The organism is Borreliella lanei (genome assembly GCF_014205895.1).
In the GTDB taxonomy this organism is placed as follows: domain Bacteria; phylum Spirochaetota; class Spirochaetia; order Borreliales; family Borreliaceae; genus Borreliella; species Borreliella lanei.
In genome coordinates, this window is record NZ_JACHFC010000002.1 from 113,554 (window position 1) to 130,691 (window position 17,138).

General features: G+C 29.4%; 13 protein-coding genes. 9 read left to right on the top strand and 4 right to left on the bottom strand.

What is annotated here, in order from left to right:
• Positions 1–231: 231 nt before the first annotated feature.
• Both HNQ06_RS02755 and bamD read left to right on the top strand, forming a co-directional pair.
• Entirely contained in the window at positions 232–1,368 is a 1,137-nt protein-coding gene (locus HNQ06_RS02755) for a LysM peptidoglycan-binding domain-containing protein (RefSeq protein WP_184107426.1), read from the top strand.
• Positions 1,369–1,462: 94 nt separating this feature from the next.
• Complete coding sequence (gene bamD, locus HNQ06_RS02760; RefSeq protein WP_184107427.1) at positions 1,463–1,822, top strand: outer membrane protein assembly factor BamD; 360 nt, start codon at positions 1,463–1,465, stop codon at positions 1,820–1,822.
• A gap of 21 nt (positions 1,823–1,843) precedes the next feature.
• Here bamD and HNQ06_RS02765 read toward each other — a convergent pair whose 3' ends face one another.
• Genes HNQ06_RS02765 through HNQ06_RS02775 form a run of 3 tightly spaced genes read right to left on the bottom strand, consistent with a single transcriptional unit; the run spans position 1,844 to position 6,716 of the window.
• Positions 1,844–2,953 carry a VWA domain-containing protein gene (locus HNQ06_RS02765; protein ID WP_184107428.1) on the bottom strand — a complete coding sequence of 370 codons (1,110 nt, stop codon included), beginning with the start codon at positions 2,951–2,953 and terminating at the stop codon, positions 1,844–1,846.
• A gap of 50 nt (positions 2,954–3,003) precedes the next feature.
• Positions 3,004–5,799 (bottom strand): periplasmic flagellar collar protein FlcA, encoded by a 2,796-nt coding sequence (gene flcA / locus HNQ06_RS02770; RefSeq protein WP_184107429.1) that lies wholly within the window; start codon positions 5,797–5,799, stop codon positions 3,004–3,006.
• 20 nt (positions 5,800–5,819) lie between these two features.
• Positions 5,820–6,716: a 1-acyl-sn-glycerol-3-phosphate acyltransferase gene (locus tag HNQ06_RS02775; RefSeq protein ID WP_184107430.1), complete on the bottom strand. Its 897-nt coding sequence runs from the start codon at positions 6,714–6,716 to the stop codon at positions 5,820–5,822.
• A 376-nt stretch (positions 6,717–7,092) separates the two neighbouring features.
• Between HNQ06_RS02775 and HNQ06_RS02780 the strand changes: the two genes are divergently transcribed.
• The 7 genes from HNQ06_RS02780 to HNQ06_RS02810 all read left to right on the top strand — a co-directional run bounded on the left by HNQ06_RS02780 (position 7,093) and on the right by HNQ06_RS02810 (position 16,326).
• Positions 7,093–8,664 carry a peptide ABC transporter substrate-binding protein gene (locus HNQ06_RS02780; RefSeq protein WP_184107431.1) on the top strand — a complete coding sequence of 524 codons (1,572 nt, stop codon included), beginning with the start codon at positions 7,093–7,095 and terminating at the stop codon, positions 8,662–8,664.
• A gap of 120 nt (positions 8,665–8,784) precedes the next feature.
• Entirely contained in the window at positions 8,785–10,371 is a 1,587-nt protein-coding gene (locus HNQ06_RS02785; protein ID WP_184107432.1) for a peptide ABC transporter substrate-binding protein, read from the top strand.
• Positions 10,372–10,500: 129 nt separating this feature from the next.
• The gene (locus HNQ06_RS02790; RefSeq protein ID WP_184107433.1) at positions 10,501–12,126 is read left to right on the top strand and encodes a peptide ABC transporter substrate-binding protein; all 1,626 of its coding nucleotides are present in this window, start codon (positions 10,501–10,503) and stop codon (positions 12,124–12,126) included.
• Between the two features lie 361 nt (positions 12,127–12,487).
• Positions 12,488–13,408: an ABC transporter permease gene (locus HNQ06_RS02795; RefSeq protein WP_184107434.1), complete on the top strand. Its 921-nt coding sequence runs from the start codon at positions 12,488–12,490 to the stop codon at positions 13,406–13,408.
• A gap of 12 nt (positions 13,409–13,420) precedes the next feature.
• The gene (locus HNQ06_RS02800; protein WP_184107435.1) at positions 13,421–14,470 is read left to right on the top strand and encodes an ABC transporter permease subunit; all 1,050 of its coding nucleotides are present in this window, start codon (positions 13,421–13,423) and stop codon (positions 14,468–14,470) included.
• A gap of 11 nt (positions 14,471–14,481) precedes the next feature.
• A complete protein-coding gene (locus HNQ06_RS02805; RefSeq protein ID WP_184107436.1) occupies positions 14,482–15,354 on the top strand; it encodes an ABC transporter ATP-binding protein in 873 nt (290 codons plus the stop codon).
• Positions 15,355–16,326 (top strand): ATP-binding cassette domain-containing protein, encoded by a 972-nt coding sequence (locus HNQ06_RS02810; protein ID WP_184107437.1) that lies wholly within the window; start codon positions 15,355–15,357, stop codon positions 16,324–16,326.
• Positions 16,327–16,335: 9 nt separating this feature from the next.
• Here HNQ06_RS02810 and HNQ06_RS02815 read toward each other — a convergent pair whose 3' ends face one another.
• Positions 16,336–17,067, bottom strand: coding sequence for an early set domain-containing protein (locus HNQ06_RS02815; RefSeq protein ID WP_184107514.1), 732 nt, complete (start codon positions 17,065–17,067; stop codon positions 16,336–16,338).
• Positions 17,068–17,138 lie beyond the last annotated feature (71 nt).

The following is a 17,138-nucleotide window of genomic DNA, read 5'->3' on the forward strand; positions in this document are numbered from 1 at the left end:
CCTGATCTTTGAAAAACTCATAAATTTAATTATACCTTGTTTTACGTAAATTTATTACACTTTGAACAACGATGAAAAAGAAGTATAATTTAATTTAAGAATTAAAAATATTAAGTTTTTATTGAATACTATAACTGCTATACTAATAAAAATAGTTAAAGTAAGAACTTTAATATTTAAAGATTCTTACTTTAAAGATAATAGAAGCCAAGTTATTAGAAGGGTGTATTTATGAATATAAAGAATAAATTAATATCGCTACTGCGAATTGTAGTAGCAATCTCTTTTATCGCATGCAAAACGCCTCCAGAATCAAGAGAGAGTAAAAATGCTAAAATTGCACAACCAGATAATAAAAATTTTCAATTAAGAGATATAAAAGACATTAAAAATGAACTAATAAGAGAACGAGGACATCTTTTTTATTCCAAAGAGTTTAATGAAGCCGAAAGATTAGAAGAAGCAATGAAACAAAGTTTTTCTAAAAAAAAAGCAATAGAGGGGAATGAAATTGCGCTAAAAGTACTTGAAAGATACAGAACAATAATAAAAGAAACGCGGGAAAAAAAAGAAAAAACAAATTACCTTAAAGAAAATATTGAAAAGTATCTAAACGATGCAGAAGCAAATGAGGCATATATATGGATTCCGCTGGAAATCGACGAAGTAAATAACCTGTATTTTGAAGCAACAAGAAAATATAAAAATTACGATCTTGACAATGCTCTTGACATGTATAGCAAGGCCTTTAACAGAGCACAACAAGCAGCAAAAAATGCCAAAGAAGCCAAAGCTTTAAAAGAAACTGACGAGAGAATGTACAAACAATTAAAAGCGCTTGAAGCAGCCTCTAACTTACCAATTTACAGCAATAATAAGCTTATAAAGCCATCTCCATGGAATGGTAGAGCATTCATTAAAGAAAGAAACAGTCACTTAAACCTTTTAAATACCAATAAAGACACTTATCTTCTTGGAAAAGCAGAAATTTCAATTCCAATAGTACTCGCATACGAAGAAAAGGTAGAAATAGCAAAAAAATCCAAACCTCAAGAACAATTCAAAACACTAGAACTTATTGAACGATCTAGAACATTGTGGGAAAAAGGGGTTGAGGCTAAAAATGTAAAAAACTTTAGACTTGCAAATGAATTATTTTTAGAATCTGCAAGATACCTTGAAGCTTATCAAAGCAATGCAAGCAGTGAGCTTTATGTAATAAAAATAGGCAATACCTTATGGGGCATTTCTAAAAAATTATACAACGATCCTTATTTATGGCCAAAAATTTGGTTTGCCAATAGACAAAAAATACAAAATCCAGATCTAATTCATTCCAAATGGAAAATAATAATTCCTGCCAAATAAGCAAAAACAATCATAAAGCAAGGCTTAAAAGCCTTGCTTTCTTATTTTATATCTAATAAAATTAAATAATAAAAACATTCTAAAAGAGACAGAAATGAAAAAGCTAATATTATTAAACTTAATATTTATTTCCTGCTATACAATTAACTTAGAAAAATTAACAAAAGAAACTCCTTATGGAGTTTATCTCAGAGAAGCTCAAAAAGCTGTCAATGTTAATGATTATAACTCTGCTTTAAAAGCATACGAAAAAATGATTCAAAATTTCGCTTATAATCCAAATATAGTTGCTACTGGTAAATATGAAATTGCATTTATATACTATACAACAAACAAAACAGAAAAAGCAAAAAAAATCTTTGAAGAGTTAATAGAAAATAATATGGAAATGCCTAAATGGATTAAGCCCTTAGCTAAAAAAATATTAAATAAAATAGAAAATAATAAAAAATAATAATCTAAGAAATATAAATATTTACTGGAATATTATTCCATAAATTGTAATGTCTTTTTCCTTTGCAGAATTGATAACATCTTTATAAACAACAGATCCTCTTGGATACTCATGAGGAGGTGCATCTCCTATAACAATAATAAATCTTCTTTCTGCCCGCCAATCAAACTGGGTTACAGCAGCATCAATACCCTCAAACACAGCTTCTGGATAATCCCCACCGCCACCAACATTAACATACTTAAGAATATTATTTAAATAAGGAATAGTATTAAAATCAAAAGCTTTGGTTAAAAAATCTTCAAGATAGTCTTTATAAAAAACAAGGCCTATTCTGTAGGATTTAAACTTTTGAAGTTGAGGTTCTATTATTGAAAACAAATGCTCTTTTAGAATCTCAATATTGCTTTTCATACTGTCAGTAACGTCAACAACAAGCACTAAATCTAAATCATAAACTGAATCTTCTGAGTTTTTTAAAATTCTGTTTATTTTATCAACAATATCAATGCCATTATTAGCAATAACCACCTCATCTGAAAATTTTGTAAAAGTATCCTTTAATTCATTAAATTCAATTTTTCCCTGATTTTGGTCATCCTTGAAAAGCAATTCATAAGCATTGTCTTGATACCTGCCCAAATAATCATTATATTTTTTCTCAAAAGATCTTATAGAAAACCAAAAGGGCTCTTTTTTGTTTTTTAATATTTCTAAATCAATCTCACCACTTCTTGTTGAAAAATTTGGAAATCCATATTTTAACTTTTTTGGAATCAATATATGAAAAGCTTCTCCAAACTTTTTATTAGGAACAGGGGTCGAAGATGTCAATGATAAAAGTTCTTTATTCTTAATAACTCTTCCATTTAAAATCCTAATTTCATCTCCATTAACCTTATTATAACTTAATGTACGAAATGAATAAGTGGCTACATCTTTTTTCTTATCAGGAATTTCAAAAGACTCTGTCAATATTACTGATTTGATTGCAGGTTTTTTTCTAATAAAAAGATGAAATCCCTCTTTATGAGCCTCAACATAAACATCATCAATGCCTATTTTCAAAGAACTATCTTCAAATCCAAACAAATAAAAGCTAATAAAAAGAAATAAAAAAATTTTCTTCATAAGGAAACTACCCTCATAAATAACTCAAAAACAATGAATAAGATCTATAACTAAAGTTTTTCAGATAAATTTTCATAAAATAAAACATTTGATTTAGAAAAACTATTCTTAAAAATATTCCTGAGATTTAAACTAGCAAGATCTTTTTTAACACTTTTTACCATATCTTCATCCCTATTTAATATATCAAAGATCTTGACTGATTCGCTTAGATTACTAACTCCAGAATTAAAAAGTTTAGTATCTCTTATAGATGAAAAAGAAGCCATCACTTCTACAACCCCAAGATTATTATAAGTCTCAATTTCTTTTAATAAAAGAGTTTTATGATAATCATTTTCTTTGGGATTAAAATTTAAAACATTGGCCTTCTCTAATTCTAAATTTTGCATAACCCTTAAATAATAGCTCCTAGAAGCTAAAAAATCACCTATCTTATAAAGAGTTAGGGCAATAGAATTTAAAACTTCGTTACTACTTGAAAACCCCGCCATGCTCTCTACTTTAAATAAATATTTCAATGCATCATCATAATTATTTTCCCTGTAACTAAGCAGTCCAACTTTATAGTAAACATCTGGATAATCAACACCCTCATTTATTGCTAATTTGTAAGAAGATATCGCAGACTTAAAGTCATTTAAAGATCTAAGAATATCGCCTTGCTTTTCATAAATTGAAGAAATCTCCTTAGATCCTTTTATAAGATTGTGTTTTTTATAAAAAGAATAATCACTCAAGGCTAAACCAATAATATTTCTAGCCCTAAGAGAATCTCCAGATTTTTCATAAATGTCTGCTAAAATTTTATAAGCCAATATCTTGTCCCCAGCATCTTCAATTGAATTTTCATGCCTAAAACTATTTAATGCCTTAAGTAAATAAACTTCGGCCTTCTTAAAATCTCCCATGTAATACGAATATCTTCCACTTTCAAAAAGTGCCTTGTCGTAATTAGGATTCTTATTTAATATTTTTCTGAGAATGTATTCAATCTCTGAATTCATATTAACATTATTATCAAGCTTAAAAACAGTTCTGCCATCATTTCTTTTAAAATCAGAAAATTCCTTATTCAATAAATTTGTTTGCCCATTAAGATAATTTAAATTTATAGCAAGATTATTTGCTCTCTGATTATAAGTCACAAAAGAAATATACTTATCTACAAGCTTTTTAGCATATTTCGTGTAAACAGCTTCATCAATATCTAGAATTTCATTTGACTTGATAAAATTATTAACATTGTCAGACTCAGTATCTAAATTAGCTTCAATATAAGCATTAAAAAGCTTAAATAAAATTTCCTTTTTTTGTCCATATTTAGAAAGCACAACCGTATAGCTATTAATACTATCTTTATAGTAGTTAGAATTTGCCTTAGCCCATTTAAAATAATTATCTCCCTTTAATACTAAAGCATCATAATCGTAAAGATCGTAAGATATAACCTCATCAAGTATTGAATTAGCCTCGGAGTGCTCTCCAAGACTAATTTTCATGGAAGCATATGAAATATATCCTTCCTTATTAAACTTTTTTCGTCTTCTACTTGTAGAATTTTTAGAAAAAGGCTCAATCGTAAACAATTCCTCATACTTCTCTTCAGCACTATCAAAATCCCTAACGTCTTCAAACGCCTTAGCATACTTGACAAACCATTTATCATCAGGCCTAATATAATAAGCATCTCTAAAAATAGCTTTTGCAAGATCTCTTTTATTGGCGTATATAGATTCTATGCCTTCTTTATACTTACTCTCAGAAGCAACATAAAAAAATACTACATCTACTATAAAGTACAAAGAAAATAAAACTAAAACAACAAAAAGAGAGGCTATTTTTATTAAAGGTAACAAAGCCCTTGAAACTCTATAGCTAAATTTTTGCTGAAGCTTGCTAAATTCCTCCGCTTTAAAATAAATTACAGGCAATTTAATAGATCGCCCAACAATATCTCCTGCAAATTTAGCAATAAATTTCAACCTTTTTTTATTTTTTTCAACAAGATCAATTAATGCTTCAAGCTTAAACCTTGAAACATTCTCCTTAGTTAGAGCCTCAGCAATTGCAATTCTTAAGTTTCTAGGATAGGAATTTAAATGTTTTAAAAATAATGGATAATTAACCTTAAGTTCGAAACGTTTAAAATTTGCATTTTGATCATACTCTAAAAATTTAAAATCATCTGCAACATTTTCAAAATCATCCTCATCGGCACTTAAATTTAAACCATCTCCAACAAACATCTCTGATTGTTCGTTTGTTTGGTTTTTATCATTTGTCGAATCACCAGTATTAAATTCATCAGATTGTAAAAAATTATCATCCCCCGAAACAGAAGAATCATTATTGGCTTTAAAAAAATTATTATTACTTTGATTGTTAATTAATTCCTCAGAATTAAGTTCTGAGGAATTAATTAAATTATCAAAATTGAGCTTAGAAGCAATTTCTAAATCAATAGAATTATCATCAAGAACTTTGTCAATATTATTTTCAAAAGAATCACCAGAAAAAACGTCAAAATCATTATTTAAAGTTGAAAGCTCTGAATCCATATCAACCCTCAAGTTAGAACCACTTAAAGGTAAATTGTCATTAAAAATGTCAGAATAAGGCAATTTATCCTCACTCTCAAGAGCATCAAGCATAAAATTCAAATCAAGTTCATCGTCATTTTCTTCTAAGGCAAGATCTTCGCCTATCCAAGGAACAATACTCTCTCCAGGCTCAGGAAGCTTAACATCCATACTCACGCCAAAAGATTCTTTAGATAATCTTTCATTAGAAAGATTATCTAATATTTCTCTTTTAAACTGTCTTATCTTATCTATATCAGGCATATTACAATCAAATTCCTAGCTCATAAAAAGCTTTTTTTATAAAATTCATGACCCTCTGCATGAAGAATATTAAAGCGATTTTCTAAATCTTCAGCAATTTTTAAACCCAAAACTTCCTTTGTAATCTCTGTCTGAGAATCTTTCAAGGTGTTTAAAATTTTATCCCTATACTCAACAATACTTATAACCTTGTCAGCATTATATATAAGGGAATCTCTTTTAAAAACATCGTGAGACATATCTCCATCCTCAGAAACTTCTAAAACATTTCCATTCACTCCAATCATCAAATAATAATCAAAAATTTTAAAATAATTGCCAATTTCTAAAATTATTTTTTTTGTTTCAGGTCTTCCTTTTCTATATCTAGTAGCAGTAGGAAAAATAAGTATAATGCACCCACTATTTTTCTTTTCATAAATATACTTCATAGAATTAGCATTAAAAACACGCCTTTGCCTAGCATGTTCTAAACCAACCCCAACAAATGCGTGCGGTGGATAAACTAATATTGCATTGTATCCTAAAGAAAGAGTCTTAACAAATAAATTATCCCTGAAAAGCTTAACTCCAGCTATTGGGATAATATGATCTGCAATATCATGATAACCCATTTTGTAAAGCAAAAACTGAAAACAAGGAAAATCAAAATTGCTATAATGCTCCATTAATATAATTGAAGACTTGCCAGATTTAGTCTTTTGGTAAAGTTCTAAAATATTTTGCATGCCAACAATGGTAGATCCACTCTTAAGAAGTCTCTCTATCATTCTATCTACCAATCTTCTACTATTAGAATCTGCATTTCGATAAGATTTATCCAAATAATTAACATTTTCAACAGACTTAAATTGACTTACAAAGTCGCTTTCCATGTCTTTAAAATATTTATCAAAACTTTCATTTTGTACAAACATAAAACCAGCACCCTTTAAAGCATTCTATGTTGCCACTTAACCATTAGTTACATTATTTTTTAAAGACAAAAAGCTCTATAAGACTAACAATAAATAACTAATATTAAACAAGCATACATTTTTGAAAACATTTCACACCATTATACCTTATTTACTACACAAATTAAAGTAAAATTTTAGCTTGCCACAATAGACAAATAATACTAAAAACTATTTAAGTTATTAGACTTTTTTTATTGTAAAAATTAAAGTAAAATTTAAATACAAGACAAATCAAAGTAAGACAAATCAAAGTAAGACAAGTCAAAGTACTGGGGGAATACATATTTAAAATTAAAACAAAAAATATACAAAAATATTGAAAAAGGAAAATCCCATGAAATACACAAAAATAGCTTTAATGCTAATAATTTTCTCTTTAACGGCCTGCATTAATAATGCTAAAAAAGAAAAAATCGTTTTCAGAGCATCAAACTTAAGCGAACCATCGTCACTTGATCCTCAACTCTCAACAGACCTTTACGGTAGCAATATTATTACAAACCTATTCCTAGGCCTAGCAGTAAAAGATTCTAAAACTGGGAAATATAAACCGGGACTTGCAAAAAGTTGGAATATCTCTGAAGATGGAACTATTTACACATTTAACCTAAGAGAAGATATAGTTTGGAGCGATGGAGTTGCCATCACTGCTGAGGAGATAAAAAAATCGTATCTTAGAATTTTAAATAAAAAAACAGCTGCATTGTATGCCAATTTAATAAAATCTACAATAAAAAACGCACAGGAATATTTTGATGAGACAGTATCTGAATCTGAGCTTGGCATAAAAGCTATTAACAGTAAAACCTTAGAAATAACATTGACATCTCCAAAGCCTTATTTTCCTGATATGCTAACAAACACAGCATACATACCAGTTCCGATGCATATTGTTGAAAAATATGGAGAAAATTGGACAAATCCTGAAAATATAGTTGTTAATGGTGCATACAAACTTAAAGAAAGATCAATTAACGATAAAATCGTAATAGAAAAAAATGACAAGTATTATAATGCAAAAAATGTAGAAATTGATGAGGTAATATTTTACCCAATAGAAGGTAGCGTGGCTTATAATATGTATATAAACGGTGAAATCGATTTTTTACAAGGAGCAGAAAAGAATAATTTAGAAGAAATTAAAATAAGAGATGATTATTACTCCGGATTAAAAAATGGAATGGCATACATAGCATTCAATACAACCATAAAGCCGCTAGACAATTTAAAAGTTCGACAAGCCCTCTCACTTGCTATTGATAGAGAAACTTTAACTAAAGTAGTTTTAAAAGGAAGCTCAGATCCAACAAGAAACCTAACTCCAAAATTTGATGATTATTCTTATGGAAAAAATTTAATACTATTTGATCCTGAGAATGCAAAAAAACTTTTAGCTGAAGCTGGATATCCGGATGGGAAAGGATTTCCCACATTAAAATATAAAATTTCAGGAGGAAGGCCAACAACAGCAGAATTCTTACAAGAACAATTCAAAAAAATACTAAACATTAACTTAGAAATCGAGACTGAAGAATGGACAACATTTTTAGGAAGCAGAAGAGCTGGTAATTACCAAATGTCAAGCGTGGGATGGATAGGAGACTATTTTGATCCTTTAACATTCTTAGATAGCCTATTTACAACAGAAAATCATTTTTTTGGAGCATACAAATATTCAAACAAAGAGTATGATGCTTTAATAAAAAAATCTAATTCTGAACTTGATCCAATAAAAAGACAAGACATTTTAAGACAAGCTGAAGAGATAATAGTAGAAAAAGACTTTCCTATGGCACCTTTATATATACCCAAATCCCATTACCTTTTTAGAAATGATAAATGGACAGGATGGGTACCAAATATTGCAGAAAGCTATTTATATGAAGATATTAAAACTAAAAAATAATAAAATTAAGTAAAATAAGTAATTTTAAAATTAAGATTTAAAATTAATATCTATGGAAGGGCAATTATGAAATTAAAGTTAAACTTTAAAGTAAGCTTTAAAATGGAGGTATAAAAAATTATGAAATTACAAAAGTCATTATTTTTAATAATATTTTTTCTAACTTTTCTTTGTTGTAATAACGAGGGAAAAAAAGAAGGAGTATCATTTAAAATAAGCCTGGGAGCAGAGCCAAGCAGTCTTGACCCTCAATTGGCAGACGATAATGTAGCATCAAAAATGCTAGACACAATGTTTAGAGGACTTGTTACAGGCGACCCTAATACAGGGGGAAATAAACCAGGACTTGCAAAAGGATGGGACATTTCTCCTGACGGAACAGTTTATACATTTAACCTAAGAGAAAAAATCACTTGGAGTGACGGAGTTGCAATCACTGCAGAGGGAATTAGAAAATCTTATCTTAGAATTTTAAATAAAGAAACTGGCTCAAAATACGTTGAAATGGTTAAATCAGCAATTAAAAATGGCCAAAAATATTTTGACGGAGAAGTGCCTGACTCTGAACTTGGAATTAAGGCAATTGACGAAAAAACATTAGAAATAACGCTAGAATCACCAAAACCTTATTTTATTGATATGCTAGTACACCAATCATTTATTCCAATACCAATTCACGTTACCGAAAAATACGGACAAAGCTGGACAAGCCCCGAGAACATGGTTACAAGCGGGCCTTTTAAATTAAAAGAAAGAATCCCTAACGAAAAATATGTCTTTGAAAAAAATGATAAATACTACAACTCAAATGAAGTAGAATTAGAAGAGATTACATTTTATACGACAAATGACAACTCAACAGCATATAAAATGTATGAAAATGAAGAACTAGATGCAATCTTTGGTTCCATACCACCAGATTTAATCAAAGATCTAAAATTAAGAAGCGATTATTACTCCTCAGCTGTTAATGCAATATACTTTTACGCATTCAATACACACATTAAACCACTTGACAACGTTAAAATTAGAAAAGCCTTAACTCTTGCCATTGACAGAGAAACGCTTACATATAAAGTTCTTGACAACGGGACTACCCCTACAAGAAGAGCAACTCCCAACTTTAGTTCATATTCTTATGCAAAGAGTTTAGAATTATTTAATCCCGAAATTGCAAAAACACTTCTAGCTGAGGCTGGATATCCCAATGGTAATGGATTTCCAATCTTAAAATTAAAATACAATACAAACGAAGCAAATAAAAAAATTTGTGAATTTATTCAAAACCAATGGAAAAAAAATTTAAATATTAATGTGGAGCTTGAAAACGAAGAATGGACAACATACTTAAACACTAAAGCAAATGGAAATTATGAAATAGCAAGAGCAGGATGGATAGGCGATTATGCTGATCCTTTGACATTTTTAAAAATATTCACACAAGGATACACACAATTCTCATCTCACAATTACTCAAGCCCAGAATACAACGAGCTTATAAAGAAATCCGATCTTGAACTTGATCCAATAAAAAGACAAGACATCCTAAGACAAGCAGAAGAGATAATCATTGAAAAAGATTTTCCAATAGCCCCAATATACATATATGGAAATAGTTACCTTTTCAGAAATGACAAATGGACAGGCTGGAATACCAATATTTTAGAAAGATTTGATTTATCTCAACTAAAATTAAAAAATAAATAATTAATATTTAATTTAATCAAATAAAAATCGTCCATTAATTTATTTCTTATGGGCGATTTTTATTGACTTTCTTATAAAAAAAAGATAGCTTAAAATTTATAAATAACTTTAATTTGGGGAAAGGTTAATATGAGCTTTAATAAAACTAAAAAAATCGGTAAAAAAATTAAAATAGTGGCACTATTTATGCTTGCCGCATCCTTAATTGCATGTAATAATAATTCAGAAAAAGAAAAATTGGCATTTAAAGTATACATAGGGGGAGCACCTTCATCGCTTGACCCGCATTTAGTAGATGAGACAATAGGAGCAAGAATTTTAGAACAAATATTTTCAGGGCTTTTAACATTAAATACCAAAACAGGAAAGCTAAAGCCTGGACTTGCTAAAAATTGGGAAGCCTCAAAAGATAAAAAAACATATCAATTTTACCTAAGAGACAATCTTGTTTGGAGCGATGGCGTTGAAATTACTGCTGAAGGGATAAGAAAATCTTTTTTAAGAATTTTAAATAAAGCAACAGGATCTACACATGTTGACATGCTTAAATCAATAATAAAAAATGGACAAGAGTACTTTGATGGCAAAGTATCTGATTCTGAACTTGGAATAAAGGCAATTGATAGCAAAACACTAGAAATAACACTTACATCTCCAAAGCCCTATTTTCTTGAATTACTTCTACATCACACATTCATGCCAGTACCTATTCATGTTATTGAAAAATATAAGAGAAATTGGACAAACCCTGAAAACATGGTTACTAGCGGTCCCTTTAAATTAAAAAAAAGATTGCCTAATGAAAAAATTATCTTTGAAAAAAACGAACGTTATTATAATGCAAAAGAAGTGGAGCTTGATGAGCTTGTCTACATTACATCTGACAATGATCTGACTGTGTACAATATGTACAAAAACAACGAAATTGATGCTATTTTTAACAGCATCCCACCGGACATTGTAAATGAAATAAAACTACAAAATGACTATTATCAACACAAAAGTAATGCAATTTATTTATACTCATTTAATACAAAAATAAAACCTCTTGATGATGTTAGAGTTAGAGAAGCTCTAACCTTGGCTATTGACAGAGAAACTTTGGCTTACAAAGTACTAAATGATGGTACAGTCCCTACAAGAGAAATAACACCTGATCTTGAAAATTACAATTACGGCAAAAAACTAGCCTTATTTGATCCTGAAAAATCCAAAAGGCTTTTAGCAAAAGCTGGATATCCTAATGGAAAAGGATTTCCAATGCTAACACTAAAATATAATACAAACGAAACTCATAAAAAAATTGCTGCATTTATTCAAAACCAATGGAAAAAAATTCTAAATATAAATCTCATGCTTACTAACGAAAATTGGCCTGTTCTTACCAACAGCAGAAATACGGGCAATTTTGAAATAATAAGAATTGGACGCATTGGGGAATATTTAGATCCACACACATACTTTACTATATTCACAAGCGAAAATTCACAACTTGCATCATACGGATATTCAAACCTAGAATTTGACAAACTCGTCAGAGAATCAGATTTCGAAAAAGATCCTATAAAAAGAAAACAATTGCTCAGAAGAGCAGAATCAATAATAATTGAAAAAGATTTTCCTGCCGCACCAATATACATATATTCTGGGCACTATCTTTTTAGAAACGATAAATGGACTGGATGGAGTCCTAATGTATCAGAAGTTTATTATCTTTCTGAATTAAAACCAATTAAAAATGCAAAACACAATTAATTTTAAAAAAGGTTTAATATAAATTAAAAACAATATTTAAGCCTAAAAGCAAAGCTGACTAAATATCGCTTAAGATAAAGCTTTCTTTAAAACAAAAATACATAAATAATGTGTAAGATTCTATGATAATTTTACTTAGAATCTTACACAAAAAAATTATTCTCAAATCAAAATAATAAAATTTTAAATAAAAAATTAAAACCAAAAAATACATTATACTGAAAATTAAATTATTCGTTATAATACAAGCAACCTCCTATTCTATCAAAAATTATCAACTATAGCTTGAAAAACAATAAAGACTATATGATATAATTGACTAATACACAAGTTATCAATATCTATTTACAAAGGAGCAAAAATGTTAAAGTTTACTTTAAGGAAAATAATAGGAATAATACCAACTTTACTGGTAATAATTTTTTTATGCTTTTTTGTAATGAGAATGGCTCCCGGAAGCCCATTTGATTCTGAAAAACCTATTGATCCTCAAGTAAAAGCAAGGTTGATGGAAAAATATCACCTTGACAAACCTTTTTATATTCAAGCCTTTTATTACATTTCAAATGCTCTCAAGGGAGATTTAGGGCCTTCTTTGAAAAAGAAAGACCTTACAGTTAATCAATACATAAAATTAGGATTTCCAAAATCACTTACACTAGGAGTAATATCCCTTATTATATCACTATCAATAGGAATACCAATAGGTATATTAGCTGCTATTTATAAAAATACTTATGTGGATTATATAATAACATCAATAGCAATATTGGGGATTTCCATACCATTATTCGTAATAGGGCCAATTTTACAATACTTTTTTGCAATTAAATGGGGCTTGCTCTACACCTCTGGATGGATTACAGAAAGAGGAGGATTTTCAAATTTACTTCTACCCATAATAACTCTTAGCATGCCTAATGTAGCTATTTTCGCAAGAATAATCAGAGGATCAATGCTAGAAATAATACAGAGCGACTTTATAAGAACTGCACGTGCAAAAGGGCTAAGCTTCAAAAAAATAGTTATAAAGCACATGTTAAGAGGAGCAATGTTACCTGTAGTAAGCTATATAGGCCCAGCATTTGCTGCCATAATATCTGGAAGCGTGGTTATTGAAAAAATATTTAGAATTGCTGGAATGGGGATGTTTATAACAGAATCCGCACTAAACAGAGATTACCCAGTATTAATGGGAGGATTGTTAGTATATTCAATAATACTGCTTATTTCCATATTAATATCAGACATTATATATAAAATGTTAGATCCAAGAGTATAAGGGGAAATCAAAATGAATAGCCTTAAAAAACAAAATGAAGAAAACAATTCTAAACTCGAAAGAAGAGCTTGGTCAAGATTTAAAGAAAATAAACTCGCATTTGGCAGTCTTTTTGTAATTGGATTTTATATCTTAATTGCCATTCTGCAACCAATATTGCCAATATATAAATACCATACTCAAATAGTAGAGCATTCTGATTTGCCGCCATCTTTCCAGGCTGCTGGAGAACTCTGGTATAATAAAGAAAAAAAATTTATTGAAAAATTAGCAAAAAAAGAAAAAAGAGAAATAAATGAAGAAGAGCTAAAAAAACTCGAAGACATAAAAAGAAAAATAGAAAATGAAGTTCAAATAATAGATAAAAAGAAAGTAAAAATACATAAAAGAATATATTTACTTGGTACAGACAATCTTGGAAGAGATTTGCTTGCAAGATTAATACAAGGCAGTCAAATTTCTCTTTCTGTAGGATTTATTGGAGCTTTTTTGTCTATGATAATAGGCACTATCCTTGGATCAATAGCAGGATTTTTTGGGGGGTTGCCCGATAAAATAATAACTAAAACAATCGAAATTCTTTATGTATTACCCTATTTACTTATTGTAATAATCCTAATGGCAATAATGGAAAGAAGCATAATAGGATTATTCATAGCACTTGCATTTGTATCGTGGTTAACAGTAGCTCGAGTTGTACGAGGCCAAGTACAATCACTATCAAGTTCAGAATTTATACAAGCAGCCAAAACTCTTGGCGCAACAAATCAAAGAATAATCTTAAAACACTTAATCCCTAATAGCATTGGAATGATAGTTATATTCACAACAATAAGGGTTCCAAGCTTTATTATGGCCGAAGCATTTTTATCCTTTTTAGGGCTTGGAATTTCAGCTCCAATGACAAGCTGGGGAGAATTAGTGCAAAATGGAATTGCCACATTTGTTGAATATCCATGGAAAGTTTTTATTCCAGCTATAGTTATGACAATATTTCTATTATTTATGAACTTTTTAGGTGACGGATTAAGGGATGCTTTTGATCCAAAAGATAGTATCTAAGGAGAAATTGAATGGAAAAAGAAAATATATTGGAAATAAAAAATTTAACAGTTGAATTTAAATTAAAACATACAACAATCCATCCCGTAAGCAATGTTAACCTATCTGTAAAAAGAGGAGAAATTAGAGCTATTGTTGGAGAATCTGGAAGTGGAAAATCCGTAACAAGTATGGCTATTTTAAAATTATTACCAGAACTTACAACAGTATACAAAAGTGGAGAAATACTATTTGAAAATCAAGATCTGCTAAAACTTAGCGAAAAAGAACTTTTAAAAATCAGAGGGAATAAAATATCAATGATATTCCAAGACCCAATGACTTCATTAAACCCATTTTTAAGAATATCAACTCAACTTGAAGAAACAATAATCTTGCACCAAGGATTAGGGAAAAAAGAAGCCAAAGAAAAAGCAATAGAAATGCTAAAAACTGTTGGGGTTGTAAACGCAGAAGAGAGAATAAAACATTTCCCACATCAATTTTCAGGAGGAATGAGACAAAGAGTTATGATTGCCATGGCTCTTAGCTGTCATCCATCCTTACTTATAGCAGATGAACCGACAACGGCCCTTGACGTTACAATCCAAGAACAAATATTATTATTAATCAAAAACCTATCTAAAAAATTCAATACTTCTACCATATTTATAACTCATGATCTTGCAGTTGTTGCTGAAATTTGTGATACGGTATCTGTCATGTATCAAGGAAAAATTGTAGAAGAAGGAACAGTAGAGGAAATATTTAATAATCCTAAACACCCTTACACTATTGGGCTTTTAAAATCAATTCTTACGCTAGAACACGATCCAAATAAAAAACTTTATTCAATAAAAGAAAACCCTATCAAGATCACAAAAACCAGTGCCGAGGAGTTTTAAATGAGCAGTAAAAAAGAAATAATTCTTAAAGTAGAAAATTTAATGCAAACATTCACAACAGGAGAAGATTTTTTATTTTGGAAAAATAAACAAAAAGTAACTGCGGTAAACAATGTTAGCTTTGAAGTTGAAAAAAATAAAACTTTAGGACTAGTAGGAGAATCTGGCTGCGGCAAATCTACTACTCTCCGCTCAATAATGCAGCTTTACACGCCAACTTCTGGAAATATCTACTTTAACGGGAAAAACATAACTAAACTTTCAAAAAAAGAACTCTTAAAAACAAAAAAAGATATGCAAATGGTATTTCAAGACCCTCATACTTCTCTTGATCCAAGAATGACAATAAAAGAAATAATAGCAGAACCGCTAGAAATATACAATGAAAACAAAATTCTTCCAAAAACAAAACAAGAAATAGAACGAAGAGTAAACGAACTAACAGATATTGTCGGACTACATAAAAGTATGTTAACCAGATATCCTCATGAATTTTCAGGAGGACAAAGACAAAGAATAGGAATTGCTAGAGCACTAGCTTTAAATCCCAAGCTTTTACTTTTAGACGAAGCCGTTTCTGCTCTTGATGTATCAATCAGAGCCCAAATTTTAAATCTACTAAAAAATCTGCAAAAAGAATTCAATTTGTCTTATCTATTTATTTCTCACGACCTTGCTGTAGTAAAATATATGAGTGATAAAATTGCTGTAATGTATCTCGGAGTTATCCTAGAACTTGCACCTAGAGAAACGCTATTTTCAAATCCAATTCATCCATATACTAAAATGCTAATAGCATCAATTCCTGAAATCAACCCCGAAAAAAGAAAAAATAAAACTATAAAACTAGACGAACAAACTCTAGCAAACATTAGAAAAATTCATTTATCAACCCAAGTACACCCAAAACTCGAAGAAGTAGAAAAAGATCACTTTGTATCTAAATACCTTTTTGATGAGATGAATAAATAATTTAAAAGCTTATTTATGGTCAAAATAGGAGACTTCGAAATCTATTTTATTATCAATTCCCTCAACAAAGTATAAATTAATTCTATTAACATTATTTTTATCTATTACTTTGTTACCAGAGTCGACAAAATAATAATAAATTCTATCCTTGGGTAAATTTTTAAGCTTAATAGTATAAATCCCCTTATTGTCCTCTTTTTCAACAAGCCTATTTAAAAAAGGATTAAAATTATTAAAACTACCAGCTATTGTAACTATTTGCCCAGGACGACCTATATAAAAAATTTCAATTTCATTGTTATCATATGATTGTATTGGATTCCTCAAAGAAATATAGCTGGACTTCTCTTTAGCAACCTCAATTTTAGAAAATGGAATTAAATCCTCATTATAAACTACATTTTTATTATACTCATCATTAGTCCAAACACCGTCTACAATAAGTCTATATTTTATACTGCTTGTGCCATGAGGAATATTAACTTTAACAAAAAAAACTCCATGCTCATTTTTTTTGAATAAATATTTCTTAGAATAGTGATCAAAGTCAAAAGCGGCAAAAATTTTTCTAATTTCTTTATTGGGAGGGTAAAACAACAATATACGATTGGAATCAACCATGGGATTAAGATTGTCTTTTCTTGTTGAAACTTCTAGAAATTCATTTAAACTTAAATCAAAATCATAAATCAAATAATCATCTGAAAAAAGATTGTTAACACATAAAGCTACAAAAACCAATATATATAAACACCTTTCTTTCATAGATTATACACAAAGCTCACAATAATAATTCTTTTGGCAAAATACTA